The sequence below is a fragment of the Paenibacillus sp. FSL P2-0173 genome, assembly GCF_038008045.1.
Lineage (GTDB): Bacteria > Bacillota > Bacilli > Paenibacillales > Paenibacillaceae > Paenibacillus > Paenibacillus polymyxa_B.
This window is the reverse complement of record NZ_JBBOYK010000003.1, coordinates 159,206-179,793: the sequence shown is the minus strand read 5'-3', so window position 1 is coordinate 179,793 and position 20,588 is coordinate 159,206. Positions and strand designations below refer to the sequence as shown.

The following is a 20,588-nucleotide window of genomic DNA, read 5'->3' as shown; positions in this document are numbered from 1 at the left end:
TTGGAGGGCATTTCATGAAAAAAGTTAGATACGTAGTTACTGAGCATAAGGGGTACTTCAGCCAAAACGATGCATATGACATGAAAGATGTATATGCCATTGTATCGGGTCTTTTGAGGGATGCAAAGGAAGAAGGAAGAACACAGCTTAACATAACCATTGATATTAAATAACCGCCTGATGAGGCTGGAGGGATACCAGCCGAAACGCCGAGAGGCGTCGCGGAAATCCGCTACAACATAACATGTCGGCCTTGTCTTCGGCCACCGGACGGTAACATAACCTACTCCCGTTCGGCGTCGGAAGATGCGGCTGACGCATCCAAGGTGGTGGCAGAAAAGGGAACGCAACGCCTGTGAGTCTAGAAGTAGGGTGTAAATCCCGGCGTTTAAGTTGCCGGCATTAGTCGGTTATAAAATCCAATGCGGCTTTGCGGTGAAGTCTGGTCTGAGACTGGCGATCAACGAAAAACTAAGTGCAAACCGTAGCGAGGTGCAAATCCTTGCCCGCCTTGCAATACATACGGAAGGAGGCACGAACCTTGAAAATTAGTGAAAGGCTTAATGATGTACTGTCCAATCTTGATGATCTTCGGGATGGAATTGACGACAGTCTCACGACTACAGCTAATATTCTGAACAATTTAAAAGAATTTTCTGAGACTGGATTGAATGCACTCATTGAGAACATCGAAAAAATCCGTGACGACGTTCATGATCTGGAAATTGAAAATTTGAAGTTGAAGGATGATGCCTTGTGCAAGTGATTCAATCAATAACCATTGCCACGATACCAGCTTTTGTTTTTGCGGTTGGCGGTGAACACAATGACCGCGAGATTATCGAGATCAAGCAAGTCGGTGCAGAGTATGAAAATAATGTCCATTCTGAATTCCATGTTTTAGATGAAAATGATGAGCTCATTGTCAGTATCGAGAATGCACCAGTGATCGTCGAGTATCGGCAGATCGTAGAACATGATGAAATCATGGAAGGAGAATCGGCATGAACGCAACTCATAAAAAAGTGGTGGAGTTTTTTGCAAAAATTAGCACCGATGAATCTGTGGATGTTAATGAGTTTTTAGAAGCTATCGCGTTAAATGTGGGGCTTTATACTGCGCTGAAAATCAAGACAGTGGGACAACGAGAAGTCACAGAGCAGTTCAAAAGCATCATTGATACTGGCCTCAAGATAGCGAATAGCGAAGTTGTACCGAAACGAGTTAGCTTTTTCATTATAAAAAAATAGCCCGCGGCAACGGGCTATCACTGATCTTTTGAAAACTAAATATGTGAATATGGCCATCTTATCATGGGTGGCCGTTCCTAACAAGAGGGAGCGATAGTCATATGGCTATGAATGTAGCTGCTATTACAAAAGGTATCGAGCGGGATGAATGGTTGAAACTTCGTAAACGGGGTATCGGCGGTTCTGATGCTTCTGCTGTCGCTGGGCTGAACCGATACAAGTCACCCGTTGGTGTGTTTCTTGAGAAAACGGATCAGATTGTACCAGACGAACCAGGCGAAGCAGCTTACTGGGGCAACCAGTTAGAAGATTTGGTCGCCCGTGAGTTTATGAATCAAACTGGTTTGCGTGTACAGCGCAGTAACAAGCTCTATCAGCACTCTGAGCATAAATTTATGTTGGGTAACGTTGATCGCCTGATTTTAGACAAGGGTGGTCGAGGTCTTGGCATCCTGGAATGTAAAACGGCCAGCGCTTATAAGCTGAGCGAATGGACTGACGATCAGGTTCCTGACGAATACGCCATTCAGCTCCAACATTATATGGCTGTGCTTGGTGTGGATTACGGGTATTTTGCCGTTCTGATCGGCGGTCAAAAATTTCAGTACAAGCTGGTTGAGCGAAACGAAGGTATCATTGAGTCCCTTATCCAAATCGAAGACGAGTTTTGGAACAAGCATGTAATTCCACGGGTTCCACCAATGGTAGACGGTAGCGCTGCTTCGACTGAGCTGCTGAATCGCTTGTATCCTGCTTCTCGGCCAGCGACAGAAATTACGCTGGAGAAAGATCAGGCATTACTGGTGGACAAGCTCATTGCTGCTAAAGAAGACGCACAAGTGGCTGCGGAACAGGTCAAGCGATTGGAGAACGAGCTGAAGGCAGCTATCGGTGAAAATGAGGTTGCCACGTATAACGGGGAACCTTTGGTAACTTGGAAGTCCAGTCAAACAACGCGCCTGGACACTAAGCGCTTGAAGCAGGAGCAGCCACATATCTTTGAAAAATACGCAAACACCACGTCTTCTCGACGGTTCTTGGTGAAGTAAGGAGGCTATTATGGCAGGACAACGCAGTAACGGAGCAACCCTTGAAAAAAAGCTTCAAAATAAGGCGGCTGGGGCAAAAAACGATGCGCCTACACCTTCTCAGACCATTGCCGCTTATATGGACAAAATGAAGTATCAGATTGCGGAGGCTATGCCAAAGCATATGAGCATTGATCGGCTCAGCCGTATTGCCCTGACGACGATCCGCACGAATCCGAAGCTACTGGAATGCTCTATGCCGTCTCTCATGGGGGCGGTCATGCAAGCGGCACAGCTTGGTCTGGAACCAGGCCTGATCGGTCATTGCTACATCATCCCATACGGTACAGAAGCCACATTCATCATCGGCTACAAGGGAATGATTGATCTAGCACGACGGTCTGGAAACATCAAGTCTATTGCCGCCCACGAAGTCTATGAAAATGATTTCATTGAGCTGACATATGGGCTGGAGGAAAAATTGCAGCACGTTCCTTGGTTTTTGCGTAAGGACGCTCAACCTGCCGAGTCAGGGAAGATCATTGGGGCTTATATGGTTGCCAAGTTTAATGACGGCGGTCATTTTATCCATTACATGCCGATCAGCGAGATTGAGGAACATAAGAAGCGTTCCAAGGCATCCAGTAAAGGGCCTTGGGTGACTGACTATACCGAAATGTGCAAGAAGACAGTTGTACGTTCCGGGTGGAAGTGGCTACCCATCAGCGTGGAGATTGCTTCTGCGGTTACTCAGGATGAAACGGTGCGTAAAGATATCACTCCAAACGATGAACCTTTTGTCTTTGATATGCCAGCCGAACCTAAAGACGGCGAAACACCTCAGACAGGTGATGCAGCTCAGCCAAATAACACTGATTCGCAGCAGCCTGCTGATGGATCAGGTCAGGACGAAATGGAATTTGAATGAGTTCTATAGATGAGATTACTGGCAAGCCGCTGTTACGCAGCATGATCGGTGAACACATTTGGCGGATTAAAGAGTCCGATCCTGTAGCCTTTAAGCGCGAGGTGCGAGAATACTTCGCGCGGGGCTATCCAAGCTGGACAGTGGTTCGTGCGAAGTATCCCTATATATTCTTACGTGATGACAGGGGGCAGAGTGTGTAAATGATTCTGGGCAGTGTGAAGAAGCGAACGGTATTTATATAAAAATCGCAAGAGATTAGGTGGTGAAGCCGGTGGACTCCAATGTAAATCCTCAGCCTACGGACGCACATATACGCATATCGCATGAAATACATCGAGAGCTGATCCGGCGGAAGTTTACTCAGCGGCAGCGGGATATTATTGATTTTGTCCTCACGCTGAGCTGGGGATGCGGGAAGCCATCGGCCAAAATTCCTATGCTTAAACATTTTGAGCTATGTGGCGTTCGTAAGGAACATATCAAAAAGGAACTAAAAAAGCTGGTTGAAAATCATGTGCTGTTTTGGGACGAGCACATGAATGTGTTCCAGATCAATAAGCACTATGACATGTGGACTGTCGATGTGGTGGAGCGATATGACCCCAAAATGATGAACGATTTAATCAAAATTAACATTGAAACTCATACCCCAAATCTCGGCAAACCAGTTACTAAAAAAGTAACTGAGTTACCAAAAAAGCAACCGATTCGAGTTACTAAAAAGGTAACTCAGTTACACAAAAGGCAACTGTTCAGTTACCAAAAAGGTAACTCGCCAGTTACTAAAAAGGTAACTGTGAATCGTGATTTTTCCTGTCATACCAAGGGATTTCGGCTCTCTAAAACAATATTTAAAGCAATTATTAAAAAAAACACTACTACATCTTTAGATACTGTACAGGAATTAGATACAGAGAACGGAGGCGGTGGTCGTCTTCCTTCAGACTATTCCTTTGGGTATATCTACCGTGCTTACGAAAACAACTTTACGGATGCAGGGAAGGTTACCCAATTTGAAACCGAGGACCTTGGTGCCTTGTTTGACGATTACGGTGGAGAGTGGCTACTAAAAGCTATGCGCGAAGCAGTCCGGCAGAATAAAAAGAGCTTAGCTTATGTACGGGGTACGCTGGAAGGATACCGTAAACGCGGGGGGCCTGAAGTAGAACGCCGAATGGATCGGGCTTCACCGGCGGAAGCAGAAATTCAAGAAAACGACCCGATTACGATTTTGATGCGAAAGGCAGATGAGCAACGACTTGCTGAATACGGAGTTACTTGAAGCTGAAATATTAGGTTCCTTTTTTCGAGACCCTTCCCTTGTAGACGAAGTCGCCGTAACACTAGAACCAAGCTTATTTACACAACCTTGGCATCGCAATCTGCTGAAAATGATACAAGAACTACACCGGACTGAACAGGAACTGTCCATGACTATGTTGGTGACGGTATTCGAAAAGCATCTTGAAAAGGTGGGTGGAGTTTCTTACCTGTCTAAACTGGCCAGCTCTGCCGTTGCAGTTTCAATGCTGGAGCAGAATATCAGGCAGCTCATCGAAACCGATGCTCGTCGTAAAGCGCTGGATTTGGTCGGTGAATACCGCGATAAATTTTTGGATTTGTCATCAGGCGGGTTTGAGGAATTACTGGATGAATTTGAACAGCGTTCATTGGATATTCGTCCTAAAGCATTGCAAAAGGATACGGCGGTTGACGACATCATCCAGTGGTATGAGGACTTGGTACTTAAAACGCAAGACCCTTCCCGAGCGCTTGGCATTATGACAGGCTGGTCAGCATTGGACCGACTGACGCTAGGGTTCCAACGTACTAACCTGGTTGTCATTGGAGCTCGAACTAGCATGGGTAAATCAGCCGTTGCCAATGAAATTAAGATGCGGGCTACCCAGCGAGGGCATAAGGTGGCGGACTTTAGCCTAGAAATGTCCAAGGCGCAGATTTATAACCGGATGATAGCTAATCTGTGCAGTATTCCTCTACAGGCTATACGTTCAGGGCATCTGAAGCCGGATCAAATCGAGCGTATTTCTATGCAGATGGAGTTTCTGCGAAAAATTCATATCGATGATAGCCGGGGCGTGACTGCGGAGTACATTTGTTCCGAAATGCGCCGATTGAAGCGGCAAGAAGGACTTGATTTGGTCATTGTGGACTACCTGCAGGAAGTGGTTGAGCCTGCTGAACGAAACGACAACAGCGGTTCTGGCTTGCATCGGGTATGTCAGAAGCTACGGAAGGCGGCAAAAGACTGTGACTGCGCGTTGATCGGTTTATCACAGGTTAAGCAGGATGTGGAGAGCCGGCAGAATAAAAGGCCATTCGTTTCAGACTTATCAGGCAGTGCGGCAATCAGCGCAGTTGCTGACGATATCCTTCTGCTGTACAGGGACGAATACTACAACCCTGACACACCAGACCCGGGTATCTTGGAAATCAACCTCGCAAAACAACGTAATGGTCCTACTGGAGTGGTGAAGCTCAAATTTGAGAAAGACACACAACAAATCGCTTAGGGGAGGAACGGACATGAAACAGGGGAAACGACTCACCAAGAAGCAGAAGATTGGATTGTTAAAGGCCAGACCAGGCGTGACGCTGGACAACTGGCTCTCTGAACGAGAAACGGCAGATGGGGTCGTGCTGCTAAACAAATTCTCGGGGAAACGGTGGCTGCTAAATAAGCACTATGGGGCATTGCAGCCATACAAGGTACGAGCCTGATGCAGCCGTCATGTTGGACGCGCTGGAGCGTCTATGAGTACATGAAACATCGGTTTGTCCGTACTGGACGAGTCCCTGATGAAGCTGAGCTGCTGGCGGAGCTGCCCAACATCGACCGAAGCGAGCTGTCTGAGGGGATGGCAGAATTTCGCCTGATTCTTGGTGACTGGCCTATCGCTGGAGGTGACAGGTCATGCAGCCCCAGATAAAGGACCCGATATATCAAACTCAGTTAAAGCAAACTGTACGAGACCGAGGCGGCAGGGTGATAGGCGAGGTATTTGTACTTGAACACAGTATGTTGCTGGTCAAGCAGTCACGTAAGCGTAAAAAGAGGGGGAAGCAGCTTTGAAAATTATGGGGATTGACCACGGCACGAATTTTGCTGGTTGGGCCACAATGCGAAATGGTAAGCCGATAGAATTTGGATTAAGGGACTATTCATCAATTACAATGCCTGGGGTTTTGGATGCCATCTATCAGGACACATTCCGACTGATCGAGCAGGAAGAACCGGAAATGATTGTACTGGAGCGTCCAGTTCACTTTAAAAATGCCAATAGTGTGTTAGCTCTTGTCGGGGCGTATACTTCCGTTTCCTTGGCTGCTCTGCATTTGGACAAGCCGATTGTGGGCATCCGTCCTTCAGAGCTCAAAATTCAGACTGGTAAAGGAAATGCGGATAAAGAGACAGTCGCCATGGAAATGCAGATGTTGTTTGACCTCGACTATGACGAAATTGCGGTTCCTGTTTTATACAAGAGGAATGATCCACGGGGCAAGTACAAAATCGGAGACGTGAGGGAACGCCTTTTTGATCCGTCAGACGCTATCGCACTTTGCTGGGCCTATCATCAAAATTTCATTAAGGGAGTTGCTTAAAGATGAGCTATATAAATTTCAAAGGTACGGTTAAAAAGATCAATCTCAAATCATCGGAAGAAACGGAAATTACCATTAGTATCCCAGCTTCTGAACTGGACGGCCAATATAATACGCTTCAAAGCATGCTGGAACTAAAAGTTATCGGCGGGTTAGATTCACAGATTGTTACGTACAAAGTTTTAAAGAACGCCAGAACAGGTAAGCCGATCACCAAATACACCGTGGATGATGGCGGCGTGGTATCTGTAGCGAAGCCAGAAGGGGAGCAACTTTCTATGGACTTGGGGCTTCCACCTGAGAAAGTGGAGGTTAAAGCTGATCCAGAGCAAATTGACCTTGAAGTTATTCAGGACTTTATACTTAGCGGCCTGGCACCGCGCTTTGACGACATGCAGTATGACTTTTTGGAAATTACAGAGCGCTTGGCCGGTGGGGACACCTATCTGAAAATAGCTGCTGATATTGGTATGGGTGTGGGCGTGTTTGTGGTTATGGTGGATGAGTACCGGAAGCGGGTCGCTCCAATGGCTGCTAAGTGGGATGAATGGCGTAAAGGTCAGGTCAATACAGTACCACCGAAAAAAGATGACGAGCCAGTAGAAGGTCAGCCGGCTGATCAACAAGATGAAACCAATACAGATCCTTCTGAGCAGCCTGAATCCGATGATAGTGGCAAGTCAGAGGGTGATCAAAATCCTGATACCGACACAGATCCTGAACCGGTAGTCGATAAGGATGAGCTGGAGAACTACATTTTGAAGGCTCGCCCAACCTTTGAGGACATCACTTTGGATTTCCCTACATTGCTCAAACAACGCCGAGAAGAAGGCAAGACGTGGATGCAGATTGCTACAAGCATCGGCCTGACCAGCGGCCAGCTCACTACAAAATGGTCTGCTTATAAGAAAAAGGTTGCTAAACAAATGAAAAACGGGGGAGCGGCGTAAGCCGTTCTTTCTTCAACGGAGTGACCACCAATGAGCTCATTAAAAATCCGTGACTGTAATCTGCATCTTGGGGCAAAAGAAGACTTTATAAGGGATGGCTTGCGGCAGGTAAAGAAGATCGCGCAGAGATACAAACCGCTCTGTATTGCTAAGGGAATCGATCTGGAGGACCTCATAAGCGAGGGAACTATCGGCTTAATGTTGGCGTTTGATAGATTCGATCCGGGCGACAGGGAGGTCAAATTTGAAGCCTACGCCTTACCGTATATAAAAGGTCACATGCTTCAATTCGTACAGAAGTCGGGCATAATCCGTCTTCCTGATAAGCCAGGGCGATTGGTCTATCGGCTTTTCGATAGAGGTTTAGAAAATGCAGATTCAGCGGTAGTTGCCGAGGCACTTCATATTAGCCAGTCAACGGCTCATAACGTTTTGCAGTATTCGAAATTCAGCCGGGTTCATTCATTAAGCCAGCCTGTAGGGATAGAGGAAGACACTGAACTTATTGATTTTATACCGTCTAATGACGACGACACTGTTCTTCCCGTTGAACAGTTTGTAGCCCGGTTAGATTCCACAGAGAAAAGGGTCATTGAACTGTTGATTGGTGGGTTCAAAATATACGAGATTTCCAGACGTTTGTCGATTTCGCAGGAAAAGCTTCTTGAAGAGATTGATAGATTGCAAGACAAGGCAAGTAGGTATTTTGGAGGTGGTGTAGCGGTGCAAAAGGACAAATTCAATGTAACTAAACAGCAATACATGAACCTGAGAAGCAAAGGTTTAACAGATGCCAGCATTGCCGAAAGGTTTGGCATGGGGGATAGCGCGCTTTATAAACGAAAAAAACAATGGGGCCTGGTTGAGAGCAGGCCCGGAAAAACATCAAGCCCTAACAGTATATCTAACCCAGTCACTATTGTTCAAGAGGATGATTCGAATAAAGACGATCAGATCCATTTCCTAAATGACCGGCTATCCAAGCTGGAGGCAGAAAATAAGCTACTTTGGGATATGGTTCATTTGCTGAAGAGGACAGTTTAATCAACAATCTTTTTTAGCAGCGTGGCCCTACCTTTTCAGGTACGGTGGCCACCTGCTCTTATCAAACGGAACATACGATCTTATTTCATCCCGAAAGGACGACTTTATATGACTCTTAAAGCGAGTGAAATTCATGTTGGCAAGCAATACGTACTGGTGGAATCTCCTTTTAATGCGGCAGTTGTAACGGTGATAGAAGACCAAAGTGGGGGAAATGCAGGATTAGGACGCTCCAATCACTGGGTCGGCTGGAGGGTTCGGGTTGAGAAGAACATCGGTGGTATTGAACATCCGATTGGATACGAGTTTAATGCCGGATGGGACGAAGAGTACAGCCATTATTCCTCATTGGCGTTTTATCCCTATGATGACTCTGTAAAAAGTCAGATTCGTGAAGAGCTGGAGAAGCTGCTTCCACAGATTAAAAAAGTTACTCACATGATCACTGACGCGGAGGAAAGCTGGACGACACATTACGATCAGAATAATCCAGAAGACCTGTATTTGCGGGGGATGTTTTACCGGATCGGTGACATGTTGGATGATGCGAACCGATTGCTGGTTCAGACGTTTGCCGAAGTTGTCGATGAAGGCGTGCTGGTAAAGCAGCCGAACGGACGCTACTCCTTGCATGGACGTGAACTTACTTCCGGCGAGGCTATTGAATATCTTGCCCCGGATGATGATGGTGATCGTTGGGTGCTGTCTCGGATTGGTCATAATGGTCAGGACTATTACCTAGAAACTGATCGTAATTTGTCGCTGGAAGGGCTGCGCGTTCGGATTAAGTACATTCCACGCTGAGGGGGGCATGAACATGCGAAACACTTTAGGAGATCTGAACAATCATTTATTCGCTCAACTGGAGAGGCTGAGTGACGAAGAATTGAACGGTGACAAATTGGCCGAGGAAATCATCAGAGCCAAAGCTGTGACGAGTGTAGCTTCACAAATCATCGCTAACGGATCACTGGTTCTGGAAGCGGCCAGGCTGGCTGATGACAAACTTAATGCTGACTCTCCTGTTCCAAAGATGTTGGAGGGCTGACGGATGGTTCATCGCTACATCCCCGAACAGCGGGATTTCATAAAAAACAATGCTGCCGGCAGAGGCAACGCAGAACTGACGGATTTGTTCAATGCTCGCTTTGGTACGGATTTGCCCGTGGAGAAAATTAAACGCTTCAAGGCTAATCACAAGGTTAGCAGCGGGCTGACGGGCAGATTTGAGAAAGGGCATGTCCCGGCCAATAAAGGGAAGAAGGGTCTTAGTCAAGGTGGCGTGGAAACCCAATTCAAGAAGGGGCATAAACCCCATAATTATGTCCCTGTTGGATCGGAAAGGGTAAATGGCGACGATTACGTTGATATCAAAATTGCTGATCCGAACAAGTGGCGTGGGAAGCATCTAATCGTATGGGAGCAGCATCATGTCTGCTCTGTTCCGAAAGGACATGTTGTTATCTTTGGTGACGGGAACCGTCGCAATTTTAATCCAGATAATTTGATCCTGGTTACTCGTGGCCAACTGGCAATTATGAACAAAAGGGGGCTGATTCAAAACGATGCTAAGTTCACCAGGACGGGCGTCATCATGGCCGACATCATCAAAAAGATCGGAGAACGGAAGCGGAGAAAACGCTAATACACCTAAGGAGGGGCAACCCTTCATAAGGGGGGAGAGGCGCAATGCAATATGGTTTGTCAGGCTTCTTAGCTCCAAACGGATTTTTTTATGAGTGCAAATATGGTGAGCATCGGGTTCTGGCTGTCGAACTGGTTGAAAAATTTAATATTAATACTTTTGATGGCGACAGCAATAAAGTTCCTGATTTCATCAAATTCGGGTTTGCGCCAGGCGTTGGCAAAGAAGGCGACCCAGGCTCCTGCCACGCTTTTATCTGGCAGGAGCCTACACCCCAGCAACTCACATGGATACATGCAAACCTGGAACGCATGACGGGCGTACAACAGCGATCTGTATTGAGTTGGTTGGATGCGTACGGAATTGATGTATAAGGGGGTATCCCCTATATCAAAGGAGACGATTATAAATGGAATTAGCAGTACAGTCGTGGGCGTTTAACCCCAATTTGCGTTGGATGTTGGCCCGTGTTACCGGGAACGACGAGGGCGGCGATGAAATAGATGAAACCGGGATTATAACTGACATTAAAGGAGATTATTTAGAGTTCGAGTTTATACGCGAAAATCAAATAATACGCACTCATTTTTATTTGGAGTATTTCCGCAATGGAGGATTGATCCTGGCTGTATATGATCGACCGCCTGTAATGGTTGAGCTTCCTGATTCCTATCAGATCGATTCTACTACCCAAGGAGAGTGAATGGATTGAATGTTAACAGTTACGTTGAAGTTGTTTTGACTAAAACAGGGATAGACATACTTGAAAATCATTATATGAAATTGTACTCCCATTTACCAATCAACATAAGAATGCCCTTAGATATGCACTTCAAAATCTCAAAACAAGAACCAGTGCAATTTCAGCTTTGGGAGCTAATGCAGATATACGGACCTCATATCTTGCGTGGTGCTCCTTATGTACCTGAAGGATATGCAGCTCTGTCAATTAGACCAGCTAATATACCTCTGGAGGCGTTAATTTATGATTAAACATCAATACCGCCCAGGCGGTTCCATAAAAGAAGCGAAGCAGCCTAGCCCTAAGAATGAAGTGAAGAAAGGGCCTGATACATTAATCGAAGGGTTCTACCAACCGTTGCCGGACGAGGTGTGTCAGACAATCATTGATCTGGACAATCAAGGCGTTTCGCGGTCGCAGATTGCCCGACAGGTTGGCATCCCGAAAACGCGAGTGGTTCATGAGCTGATGAGTTTGGATTTGAAGGACACGCCATCCAGCAAGTACGCACCAAAGAGCTACGAAAGGAGCACCCTATGAGTAAGGATTATCGTCAATTATTGTTGGAATATGGTTACCCTGAGGATTTAGTAGACGGATGGAGTCTGGAAGACTGCCAAGCTGAATGGCAGGAGTTTTGTGGGACATGCATCCCGGAGTAATACAAACAACCCCCGCATTCCTTGGCCGGGCTCGCGGGGGTCGATAGTTAGTTTTTACCTCACCAAATTATACCACGGGTGAGGGGAACATGATGGGGAAAAGAAGAAAAAACAACCTACAACTTACTTTTAACATTCTGCCGGTCGACGAGAAAGCTACCCGCCTTGCGGTGGAGGATTATCTGGAAATAGTTCGGCAGTATCGGCAGATTGGTTTTGTACGGCGTGAGGCTGCAATAACACAGTCGTATTCATATAGAGAGCATCAATCCACTAATACGATCAGCAAGCAGACGGAGGAAATCGCCATATTCAATGTGGACAAGGAAGCAAAGTTTAAAGCAAAGGACGAGCTGCTGGAGTTAGCAATGAGTAAACTTTCCAGCATTCAACGTGAGGTTATCCAGCGGAGTTACCTGGACGATGAGGGAGAGTTTGACTATATCATTGCAGGGGAGCTCCACATGAGTGATCGCAGGTTAAGAGAGATTAAACAGGCAGCCTTGGACACACTCGCTGGGATGCTCCACCTAACTGTTTTTATTAAAAACTCGGTTCAGACCAGCTCGGTGGTATAAAAGGGTTCCGCTTTTTTGCCGGATTTGTTCCGCTTTGCTGCCGCTCATTGGACTTTTACTGTGGTAAATTTATAGCATGGAAAATCAAATAAGGAACACACCTTAGCTTTCGAGCCTCGGTGATCAGGTCGGCCAATGTGCCGGCCTTTTTGATTTCTCTATAAAACCATATTCGGAGGAATTAATCATGTCTACAAAACCACGTTTCGCATTTTTGAGTGAAGACGGAATCTTGCGCTTACACGATGAGGAGCACGCTTCGCAGCACGGCAAGCACGTACAAACAAGCCTGACTGACGACGAGAGTGGCTACCCAGTCGTTGAGGGTCAGGGTGTTGTGTATTATGCCTATGATGACAAGGCTTACGTTAAAGGCAACAAGAAAGATGGTCAACTTATCCCCACACCGCTAGTTCTCAAGCAGCTCGCAGCAGAGCTTCTGTAGTTTTTGAATGTGGTGGCGGAAGAGAGACGCTACAACGTAGGATGACACCTGCAGATGACAGTTGATAGCCTCAGTGACTCCTGCAAGGGGATAGAGGGACATACTGCTCAGTGGCATTGACCAGTGCGCGCAAGGGAAAGCCCAAATATGTGGCCGCGAACAAGGATAGATCCTTGTATCCCTTAGGGGCACCCGTAACGCACAGCGGTAGATCGGTAGCGGTATGCAGGCTGCGGTTAAACGGTAAGTCATTCCATGCGGGGGAGAGTGGCCCCCGCCCACATTATTCATGGCACGTGCAGGTGGCAAGGAACCAGTTAACCAGCGGAAACATGAACAGCCTGGTCAGAACCCTTGCGCGGTTCAATTCCGCAGCGTGTCTTTTATTTTTTCATCGATGGGAGCGATATTGTGAAAAAGAGCCCGAAAGCAGGGAAATGTATGCTTTGCAATGACCCCAACCCGAACCCAAAAAACACAACAATGGGCGCATCCTTTTGTGATACGTGTTGGGATGTAATGAAATCCGGTGACGAGGATAAACTGGGTGAGAGAATTGTCTGGGACAAGTAATATCGAGAAAGTGAGTAAAAGCCAGCTTATAATGGTTTAACTGCCCATTTTCCGGCATTGTCCGGTCTTAGTTCTTTGACGGCCATTTTATGATATCAGTAAAATGGTCTTGTTCTTCCTCTCTTGTTACTAAGTACAAATGCTTTTATGCAACAGCGCAGCGTTTTGCATCCCGCTTGCGGGAATAGGTGTTATCGCTGTTTATTTTTTCGGGTTTTAAATAAGCGCCTGTGTTGCTTTGGTGCTGTAAATACATAGGCAGATACAAGTCACTCATTTGGGTGGCTTTTTTTATTGCCTTGAAAGGTTTGAATGGTTTGAAGAAGAAGCAGAAGAAAGGAATTTTGCTCCCGTTGAAAGGTCCACCAAAACAGCCGAAGAAATGCAAAGGTTGCGTTTGGGGTAGATGGGACGGGGTTAAACAGTTTTGTATTAGACAAAAGTGTGAGACTAGTATGAATAAAGAAACTATATATGCTCATATTAATGATGAAAACAATTCAAGGAGGTAGCATAGCATGGAGAATACAGTATCTGCAAAATTTTTAAATGAGAGTGAAGTAGCACCAATTGGCCAAATTTACTTCAGAAAAGGTACTGCTGGTTTAGTTAACAACTTGCCCGACAAAACATCCGTACCAGTTCAATTATCGGCTGATATTAGCCTAAAAGAGTATATTGTTAACTACAGCATGGAATTGCCAGGAACAAAAGTATTTGTTACTAAAGTTGAGCTTAATAACGCGAATGATTGGGTAGTCACAGTATACAACGACAGTGGTGCTACGGTTAGTGGGAAACTAGTCCCACTAATTATGGGAGGAATTCACTAAAGTTATCGTCTAAGCATCCTTCGGGGTGCTTTTTCTTTTGCTCTCGTAAGACAGAAGGTGAGTCGTTTTAAGCTTGCTTTTTATTGCTCAGCGAATTGCCGGAAGGAGTGCAGATGAAAGCAGAGAGAGGGCATAGACACGCTCTGACAGCCTACTAGCCTGTCACCCGAATAGTAAAAACCAACTCAACACAAATATGGCTCTTGACCACCGTCATTTATTGTCTGATACTGGAAGATGTTGTGCCAGAATTAGATTGGGAGTGGTCAGATGACGAAGAAACATATTTTGTGGACTTTAGCAGGAGTTCTGTTGGTGTGGGCACTATCTGGATACTTTATTTCTATGTGGTTCGGAAAACCAGATGGGGGCGGTACGTTCGGAGATATGTTCGGAGCAATCAATGCATTATTCTCAGGTTTAGCTTTTGCAGGGCTTATATATACCATTACAGTCCAAAAAGAAGAATTGATAGAGCAAAGAAAAGCCATAAAAATGCAAACTAATGAGTTGGAGCTCCAAGTAACAGCTATCAATATGCAAACAGAAGAATTGGCGCTCCAAAGGCAAGCTATCGAGACGCAAACTGCAGAATTAAAGATGCAACGAGAAGAGACTACTCGTTCCGCTGATCAATTAGAGATGCAGAGGCAATTAATGAATTATCAAGTAGTGCTTACCACTGTTAACGACCTAATTAAACTTAAAAACAGCACAATAGCTACTTTAGATATGACAATAGAACGTAACACAAAAAAAGGAGTAGAAGCAATAAAAGCAATAGCTCAGCAGTCACATCAGCGATCGCGTTCACTGATCGAACAAGATCATTTGAAACAACTAAAACAGTATGAAAAATCATGTACCTTCATGCTCCAGTTTGTAATTGATTCTGATTTAGCAGAATTTCAAACTAAGAATTTGAAAAAAATCATCAAAGTTAATATTTCAAACGATGAAGCTGTCGTACTCAGAAGACTTTCTGTGGACGAAGGTAACCAACATAATTTGATGTTATTTAATAATTTTGATTTATAGATTAATAAACTTACCAATCGCCAGCTTAGTTGGCGATTTTTCTTTTGAAGGGAGCATGAACAGTGGAAATCAGTGTCCTACCAATTGAACAAATCAACGCAGCAGCATACAACCCACGTGTTGATCTTCAGCCGGGCGATCCAGAGTATGAAAAGCTGAAAGCCAGCATTGAGCAGTTTGGATACATCGATCCGATCATTTGGAACCAACGCACCGGGAACATGGTTGGTGGCCATCAACGCTATAAGATACTGGTTCATGAGCTGGGGCATACGGAGTTAGCCGTTTCCGTTGTCAATTTAGACGACCAGCAGGAAAAGCTTCTCAATCTGGCGCTTAATAAGGTCAGTGGGAACTGGGATGATGAAGCCCTTTATCGATTGCTTGACGATCTGGAGCAGAGTGGAGCTGATCTGGCCCTCTCTGGCTTCGATACGGATGAGGTCGAACAGTTAATGAAAGACTTTGCTGAACCTGCAGCAGATCAGCTTGGAGACTTCACCAATAAGGAACTGGACGTGAGCGAGTTCGACGAAGAGAATTTCGAGTGCAAGTGTCCACGATGTGGCTTTGTGTTTGACCGCACAGAGAAAGGAGTCAGTGAGTCATGAGCCGCCCAGCATGGGATTGGAAGCTGTCTGATCTGGCTGCTGTGCCGCAGCATGGACGGACGGTGTTTTCTTGCTTCTCCTGTGGCGGTGGCTCCACAATGGGATACAAGCGAGCTGGATATAAGGTGCTGGGTAATGTGGAGATTGACCCACAGATGATGCGTATCTACAGGAAGAACCATAACCCGCCGCATCCCTTCCTAATGCCTATTCAGGACTTTAAGTCGATTCCTGATAGTGAGCTGCCGGCAGAATTGTTTAATCTGGATGTGTTGGACGGATCGCCGCCTTGCAGCGTGTTTTCAACCGCTGGCGCAAGGGAGGACAAATGGGGTGGAGAATATGCTTTCAGAGAGGGACAGGCCGTGCAGCAACTTGACGACCTGTTTTTTGAGTTTCTGGAGGTAGCACACAAGCTCCAGCCACGGGCTATTGTAGCTGAGAATGTAAAGGGTATGCTGATTGGCAAAGCCCGGGGCTTCGTTAGCCTGGTATTGTCCCGATTTCGGGAGATAGGATACAAACCGCAGTTATTCCTTCTCAATTCTGCCACGATGGGCGTTCCTCAAAAGCGGGAGCGTGTTTTCTTCATCGCAGTCCGGGAGGATCTGCCATTTCCACCGCTACATTTGGAGTTCAACGAGCCGCCGGTGCTGTATAGGGACATTCGTTGTGGTAATGGTAGGCTGATCAGTCAGGACAGTCTAACTTTTGAACGTTGGAATAAGAAGCGTCCGCCTGACCTTAATATGGGCGACGTAACAGAGCGTGAAGAAGGTAAGATGAGTAACTTTAATACCATTCTTCTGAAGGATCAGAAGGTTGCAAATACTCTTGCCAGCTCGTCCGTTTTCCTGAGGGATGATGTGCCGCAACATATTAGCGACACGGACGCTATACGGATGCAGACTTTCCCAAGCGACTATGATTTTATGGATGCTAATGTTCAGTATGTATGTGGTATGAGCGTTCCGCCCGTAATGATGCAGCGGATCGCAGAGCAGATCAATTCCCAATGGTTCGAGGGTAATTAAAAAGGAGGACGCTGTAACGTCCTCCCCCCCAATCCAGGGTATCCCCCGGCTGAGATAGCGGCCCGCCACGCGTGGCATTTTGCAGACATCCGCTATCTCGCATTCCAGTATATAGGAAAGCCGAGGGATACGACAATGGGAACAGACAACGAACAACAAGATGCATTACTACAACGTGAAATAGAAATCATCGAGGGAATCCTCGAATCCAAGGCGCAATACCGGAAGATTGTCAAAGCAGGAATCGCCCAGTGGGTCAAAGACCTACAGGCTGGAAATATAAAAATGCAGACGGTCCAGGACTTGGATCGTCTGATTGAATTAGATATTAAGTTACAAAAGGATGAATTGTAAAAGCTCATAATAATATTGCTATCTGATTCATAAATATGGATTTATTAAACAATAATATGATCTTAATGTAAGAAATATTAAAAACATGGAATCATTTAGTAGTATAAGGAGGTAGTTTAATATACAAATATAGGAGGAATAATCTGTGAAGAAGAAACATTTAGTTGCGTCAGCCTTAGCTTTAGGTATTATTGGAGGGGCTGTTGCCGTACCCAATGCGATTTTTGCGGATTCAGATGCTGTAACTGATTCTGCAAAAACATCCACTACGGCGACCCAGGATGCTGTTACAACAACTACTGGTGACCATGTCATTACTCCACAGGCTACTGATGGACAAATTGTCGATCGTCCAGTAGCTGGATTTAATGATTCTGCTGATTTTGACATTAAAGGAGGATATGGATACGTAAGACTGTACTTGAGAAATACAGGAGACACTACTATATCCTTTACCGTAAATCAGGGAAGTGTATCTGGTGCGGAAAAGTACAGTGGAACAGTAAAACCCGGTAAAACATTCGATGAAATATTAAATAAAAGCAAGGCGTGGTCCTCAGGGAAATTTTATGTTAGTTTAAGTAGTGGTTCTGGCTCCATGTCTGGAAAGCTCGGAGTTCGGACTAGTACTAATACGAATTTTTAAATATAATTGCTGGGAAAGCGAGCCTATGAGGCTCGCTTTTTTTGTTGGGGGTGGTGATTGTGTAGCATGGCAAGAGAGCGAAGTCCTGAGCGGGACAAGGCAAAACAGATGTGGCTGGAGAGCGACGGAACGATGAAGTTAAAAGACATCGCCGCCGCTCTTTCTGTTGGCGAGACCCAGGTCCGAAAATGGAAGTCGCAGGACAAATGGGCAGACGATCTGAATAGTAACGTTACCAATGAATCCAAAAGTAACGTTACCAAACGAGGAGCGCCCAAAGGGAACAAAAACGCTGCCGGCAATCGTGGCGGTGCTCCCCCAGGTAACCAAAACGCCAAGGGGAATAGTGGCGGGCCGGGTGGGCCGTTTCGTAACAAGAAGGCACTAAAACATGGGCTGTACGAAACAATCTTTCTGGACACGCTGGATGAGCAAGAGCAGGCGCTTTTTGATTCTATTGAAGTTAAGCCCCTTGATCAGTTGGAAACTACTTTGAAGACACTGATTCTCCAAGAGCGGAAAATTATGCATCGCATCAAGCAGCTTGAGTCCGGCCTGACCGATGAAGAAAAGAAGATCAAAGAGGAATTGTACCAACGCAAGGATAAAGTTCCTTACACCAGCCAAAAAACAGGCAAGCAGATTAATTTGTCTGTTCAAACCGAGGGCATGAAGGTCACAGAGATAACCACCGTTGTTGCTTCCAAACTGGACAAGATTCTCAAGCAGGAAGATCATCTCAACAAGGTGCGCGACAAAAAAATTCGTGTTCTCGCTCAAATTGCAGCCATTGAGCATGAACAAGCAAGGCTGAAACTCGCCAGTGATCGGTTGGAACTAGACAGATTCAAGGCGCAGGGATACGGCGGCGCGGAAGGGGATGAAGGCGATGAAGACGATGAGGAAGATGACGACGAATGGTAATTACTCTTGCTAAGGAGCATCGAAAAAGAGCCAAGCGGCGGCTAAGGGATCGGCCTGAAAAACTGGATGAGCTAAAGGGAATCCTAGCCGATTTTGAACAGTTCTGCTGGCGTATGCTCAAGATCAAGACGAAGAGCGGTCGCATTATGCCGCTGACGCTCAATGATGCTCAACGGACATTTGTCCGTGAAGTATTTAGGCAGATCGAAGCAGGCAAGCCTGTCCGGATTATCATCCTGAAGGCCCGACAGATGGGATTCTCCACTGTGACGGAGGCGCTGATCTACTATTTCACGTCACTACAAGAGGCGAAGAACGCCTTTATCGTCGCACAGTCTTCTGATGCCTCTAGTAACTTGTACGATATGTTCCAGTTCTATTATGAAAAGGTGCCGGCAATCATCAAACCAATGAGCCGAAAGAACAATGCTAAGAAACTCACCTTCGAAAATCCAACGATTCGGACAGCGGACCGTCGTAAGAATCCGGGGCTGAAATCGAAGATCACTGTACAGACTGCGGAAAGCCGGGTCCTTGCCCGTTCGGACACAATCCATTATCTGCATGCTTCAGAAGTGGCGTTCTGGCCAGCCAAGAAGAAAAAGAAGCATTTACTGTCCCTGCTGGCAGCCCTGTCCAAAGAGCCCGGCAGTTTGGGTGTGATCGAATCTACCGCCAACGGCATGGAAGAGTTCAAAAAAATGTGGGATGCAGCTGTAAAGGGCGAGAGTGATTTTACTCCGCTCTTTTTTGCGTGGTTCGAAATGCCTGATTATCGTAAGCCGGTACCGCCAGGCTTTGAACTGACCGAAGAAGAACTGGAATTGAAGGCCAAGTATGGCTTGGATGATGAGCAATTGCAATGGCGGCGGTATACCATTCGAAACGACTGCGGCGGCGATCCGCGGCAGTTTGACCAAGAGTATCCTTCTGAGCCCGACGATGCCTTTCTGTTATCCGGTGAAGGTATCTTTGACAACAAATTTATTAAGAGTTTGCGGGATGCGATCAGTGTTATTGGCAGCCGACACGAAGTTGATTTTGTTAAAAATAAGATCATCCCGGCACATGCCGGCGAGCTGGTCATCTATCGGCAGCCAGAACAAGGTAAACGGTACGTGCTGGCTGCCGATACAGCCAAGGGTAAGGAAGACGGGGACTATGATGCTGCTTACGTAATTGAGGAGCGCACAGGGGAAATGTGCGCAGCTCTGCACGGTAAATGGGATACGGACCTTTATGGCAAGAAGCTGAACACGCTCGGTTTATATTACAACACGGCACTGTTGGCCGTGGAGAACAACAACACTGGGGAATCCGTGCTGAATACGTTGTTTAATACTTGCCACTATCCGTTGTTATTCATGCATAAGAAGAGTTTAGGCTGGAATACCAACCAGGCAACGCGTCCAGTGATGATCAGTGACTTCAAGGAAGCGATCCGGGACCAGCTCTATGATATCTACTGTCCCGAACTGTACGGCGAGTGCATGACGTTAATAGACAAGAATGGCAGAGCTGAGGCAGACAGCGGGTGCCATGATGACAGAATCCTGGCGTATTCCATTGCGCTGCAGTTGCGACAAGTGGCTGGTAGATGGTTCGACTGGTACGCGAAGAAACAACAAAAACGGGCTGAATCCCGTGATGATTACAACGAGGGAGTGGGGTGGATTTAA

Annotated in this window: 32 protein-coding genes; all 32 read left to right on the top strand. The window is 46.2% G+C overall.

Annotation, left to right across the window (positions count from 1 at the left end; translation table 11 throughout):
• Nucleotides 1-14 precede the first annotated feature (14 nt).
• The 32 genes from MKX30_RS17180 to MKX30_RS17025 all read left to right on the top strand — a co-directional run bounded on the left by MKX30_RS17180 (nucleotide 15) and on the right by MKX30_RS17025 (nucleotide 20,588).
• Complete coding sequence (locus MKX30_RS17180; RefSeq protein ID WP_341063132.1) at nucleotides 15-173, top strand: hypothetical protein; 159 nt, start codon at nucleotides 15-17, stop codon at nucleotides 171-173.
• Between the two features lie 368 nt (nucleotides 174-541).
• Complete coding sequence (locus tag MKX30_RS17175) at nucleotides 542-766, top strand: hypothetical protein (RefSeq protein ID WP_341063131.1); 225 nt, start codon at nucleotides 542-544, stop codon at nucleotides 764-766.
• The gene (locus MKX30_RS17170; protein WP_341063130.1) at nucleotides 763-1,008 is read left to right on the top strand and encodes a hypothetical protein; all 246 of its coding nucleotides are present in this window, start codon (nucleotides 763-765) and stop codon (nucleotides 1,006-1,008) included. Before MKX30_RS17175 ends, MKX30_RS17170 begins: the two co-directional genes overlap by 4 nt.
• Nucleotides 1,005-1,250 carry a hypothetical protein gene (locus tag MKX30_RS17165; RefSeq protein WP_075153631.1) on the top strand — a complete coding sequence of 82 codons (246 nt, stop codon included), beginning with the start codon at nucleotides 1,005-1,007 and terminating at the stop codon, nucleotides 1,248-1,250. The genes MKX30_RS17170 and MKX30_RS17165 overlap by 4 nt, the downstream gene beginning before the upstream one ends.
• 101 nt (nucleotides 1,251-1,351) lie before the next feature.
• Nucleotides 1,352-2,299, top strand: coding sequence for a YqaJ viral recombinase family nuclease (locus MKX30_RS17160; protein WP_341063129.1), 948 nt, complete (start codon nucleotides 1,352-1,354; stop codon nucleotides 2,297-2,299).
• Nucleotides 2,300-2,309: 10 nt separating this feature from the next.
• Nucleotides 2,310-3,206 (top strand): recombination protein RecT, encoded by an 897-nt coding sequence (gene recT, locus MKX30_RS17155; RefSeq protein WP_075153632.1) that lies wholly within the window; start codon nucleotides 2,310-2,312, stop codon nucleotides 3,204-3,206.
• Nucleotides 3,203-3,406 carry a hypothetical protein gene (locus MKX30_RS17150; protein ID WP_341063128.1) on the top strand — a complete coding sequence of 68 codons (204 nt, stop codon included), beginning with the start codon at nucleotides 3,203-3,205 and terminating at the stop codon, nucleotides 3,404-3,406. The genes recT and MKX30_RS17150 overlap by 4 nt, the downstream gene beginning before the upstream one ends.
• A gap of 71 nt (nucleotides 3,407-3,477) precedes the next feature.
• Nucleotides 3,478-4,488, top strand: coding sequence for a replication protein (locus MKX30_RS17145; protein ID WP_341063127.1), 1,011 nt, complete (start codon nucleotides 3,478-3,480; stop codon nucleotides 4,486-4,488).
• Nucleotides 4,454-5,740 (top strand): replicative DNA helicase, encoded by a 1,287-nt coding sequence (locus tag MKX30_RS17140; protein WP_341063126.1) that lies wholly within the window; start codon nucleotides 4,454-4,456, stop codon nucleotides 5,738-5,740. Before MKX30_RS17145 ends, MKX30_RS17140 begins: the two co-directional genes overlap by 35 nt.
• A 13-nt stretch (nucleotides 5,741-5,753) precedes the next feature.
• The gene (locus MKX30_RS17135) at nucleotides 5,754-5,948 is read left to right on the top strand and encodes a DUF6906 family protein (protein ID WP_043921414.1); all 195 of its coding nucleotides are present in this window, start codon (nucleotides 5,754-5,756) and stop codon (nucleotides 5,946-5,948) included.
• Nucleotides 5,949-5,989: 41 nt separating this feature from the next.
• Nucleotides 5,990-6,157, top strand: coding sequence for a hypothetical protein (locus tag MKX30_RS17130; protein WP_341063125.1), 168 nt, complete (start codon nucleotides 5,990-5,992; stop codon nucleotides 6,155-6,157).
• Nucleotides 6,158-6,305: 148 nt separating this feature from the next.
• Nucleotides 6,306-6,830, top strand: a complete 525-nt coding sequence (locus MKX30_RS17125; protein WP_341063316.1) for a crossover junction endodeoxyribonuclease RuvC — start codon at nucleotides 6,306-6,308, stop codon at nucleotides 6,828-6,830.
• A 2-nt stretch (nucleotides 6,831-6,832) separates the two neighbouring features.
• The gene (locus MKX30_RS17120) at nucleotides 6,833-7,780 is read left to right on the top strand and encodes a hypothetical protein (protein WP_341063123.1); all 948 of its coding nucleotides are present in this window, start codon (nucleotides 6,833-6,835) and stop codon (nucleotides 7,778-7,780) included.
• A 30-nt stretch (nucleotides 7,781-7,810) separates the two neighbouring features.
• Nucleotides 7,811-8,824: a sigma-70 family RNA polymerase sigma factor gene (locus MKX30_RS17115; RefSeq protein ID WP_341063122.1), complete on the top strand. Its 1,014-nt coding sequence runs from the start codon at nucleotides 7,811-7,813 to the stop codon at nucleotides 8,822-8,824.
• Nucleotides 8,825-8,932: 108 nt separating this feature from the next.
• Nucleotides 8,933-9,628, top strand: a complete 696-nt coding sequence (locus tag MKX30_RS17110; RefSeq protein ID WP_341063120.1) for a DUF5348 domain-containing protein — start codon at nucleotides 8,933-8,935, stop codon at nucleotides 9,626-9,628.
• A gap of 13 nt (nucleotides 9,629-9,641) precedes the next feature.
• Entirely contained in the window at nucleotides 9,642-9,872 is a 231-nt protein-coding gene (locus MKX30_RS17105) for a hypothetical protein (protein ID WP_341063118.1), read from the top strand.
• A 3-nt stretch (nucleotides 9,873-9,875) separates the two neighbouring features.
• Nucleotides 9,876-10,469 carry an HNH endonuclease signature motif containing protein gene (locus MKX30_RS17100; protein ID WP_341063116.1) on the top strand — a complete coding sequence of 198 codons (594 nt, stop codon included), beginning with the start codon at nucleotides 9,876-9,878 and terminating at the stop codon, nucleotides 10,467-10,469.
• Between the two features lie 44 nt (nucleotides 10,470-10,513).
• Entirely contained in the window at nucleotides 10,514-10,843 is a 330-nt protein-coding gene (locus MKX30_RS17095) for a hypothetical protein (protein WP_341063114.1), read from the top strand.
• Nucleotides 10,844-10,878: 35 nt separating this feature from the next.
• Nucleotides 10,879-11,172: a hypothetical protein gene (locus MKX30_RS17090; protein WP_341063112.1), complete on the top strand. Its 294-nt coding sequence runs from the start codon at nucleotides 10,879-10,881 to the stop codon at nucleotides 11,170-11,172.
• 5 nt (nucleotides 11,173-11,177) lie between these two features.
• The gene (locus MKX30_RS17085; protein WP_341063109.1) at nucleotides 11,178-11,462 is read left to right on the top strand and encodes a hypothetical protein; all 285 of its coding nucleotides are present in this window, start codon (nucleotides 11,178-11,180) and stop codon (nucleotides 11,460-11,462) included.
• On the top strand, nucleotides 11,455-11,751 hold the full coding sequence (locus tag MKX30_RS17080) for a hypothetical protein (RefSeq protein WP_341063108.1): 297 nt from the start codon (nucleotides 11,455-11,457) through the stop codon (nucleotides 11,749-11,751). The genes MKX30_RS17085 and MKX30_RS17080 overlap by 8 nt, the downstream gene beginning before the upstream one ends.
• Nucleotides 11,748-11,873: a hypothetical protein gene (locus tag MKX30_RS17075; protein WP_323873213.1), complete on the top strand. Its 126-nt coding sequence runs from the start codon at nucleotides 11,748-11,750 to the stop codon at nucleotides 11,871-11,873. Before MKX30_RS17080 ends, MKX30_RS17075 begins: the two co-directional genes overlap by 4 nt.
• Nucleotides 11,874-11,962: 89 nt before the next feature.
• A complete protein-coding gene (locus MKX30_RS17070) occupies nucleotides 11,963-12,451 on the top strand; it encodes an ArpU family phage packaging/lysis transcriptional regulator (protein WP_341063106.1) in 489 nt (162 codons plus the stop codon).
• A gap of 187 nt (nucleotides 12,452-12,638) precedes the next feature.
• Nucleotides 12,639-12,896, top strand: coding sequence for a hypothetical protein (locus tag MKX30_RS17065; RefSeq protein WP_341063105.1), 258 nt, complete (start codon nucleotides 12,639-12,641; stop codon nucleotides 12,894-12,896).
• Nucleotides 12,897-13,987: 1,091 nt separating this feature from the next.
• Nucleotides 13,988-14,302: a hypothetical protein gene (locus MKX30_RS17060; RefSeq protein ID WP_341063103.1), complete on the top strand. Its 315-nt coding sequence runs from the start codon at nucleotides 13,988-13,990 to the stop codon at nucleotides 14,300-14,302.
• A gap of 270 nt (nucleotides 14,303-14,572) precedes the next feature.
• Nucleotides 14,573-15,340, top strand: coding sequence for a hypothetical protein (locus MKX30_RS17055; RefSeq protein WP_341063102.1), 768 nt, complete (start codon nucleotides 14,573-14,575; stop codon nucleotides 15,338-15,340).
• A gap of 62 nt (nucleotides 15,341-15,402) precedes the next feature.
• Nucleotides 15,403-15,951 carry a ParB N-terminal domain-containing protein gene (locus tag MKX30_RS17050; RefSeq protein WP_341063101.1) on the top strand — a complete coding sequence of 183 codons (549 nt, stop codon included), beginning with the start codon at nucleotides 15,403-15,405 and terminating at the stop codon, nucleotides 15,949-15,951.
• The gene (locus MKX30_RS17045) at nucleotides 15,948-16,985 is read left to right on the top strand and encodes a DNA cytosine methyltransferase (RefSeq protein ID WP_341063100.1); all 1,038 of its coding nucleotides are present in this window, start codon (nucleotides 15,948-15,950) and stop codon (nucleotides 16,983-16,985) included. The genes MKX30_RS17050 and MKX30_RS17045 overlap by 4 nt, the downstream gene beginning before the upstream one ends.
• A 135-nt stretch (nucleotides 16,986-17,120) precedes the next feature.
• Nucleotides 17,121-17,339 carry a hypothetical protein gene (locus tag MKX30_RS17040; RefSeq protein WP_025682615.1) on the top strand — a complete coding sequence of 73 codons (219 nt, stop codon included), beginning with the start codon at nucleotides 17,121-17,123 and terminating at the stop codon, nucleotides 17,337-17,339.
• Nucleotides 17,340-17,484: 145 nt separating this feature from the next.
• Complete coding sequence (locus MKX30_RS17035; RefSeq protein ID WP_341063098.1) at nucleotides 17,485-17,985, top strand: hypothetical protein; 501 nt, start codon at nucleotides 17,485-17,487, stop codon at nucleotides 17,983-17,985.
• A gap of 66 nt (nucleotides 17,986-18,051) precedes the next feature.
• A complete protein-coding gene (locus tag MKX30_RS17030; protein ID WP_341063097.1) occupies nucleotides 18,052-18,909 on the top strand; it encodes a phage terminase small subunit-related protein in 858 nt (285 codons plus the stop codon).
• A complete protein-coding gene (locus MKX30_RS17025) occupies nucleotides 18,903-20,588 on the top strand; it encodes a DNA packaging protein (RefSeq protein WP_341063095.1) in 1,686 nt (561 codons plus the stop codon). The genes MKX30_RS17030 and MKX30_RS17025 overlap by 7 nt, the downstream gene beginning before the upstream one ends.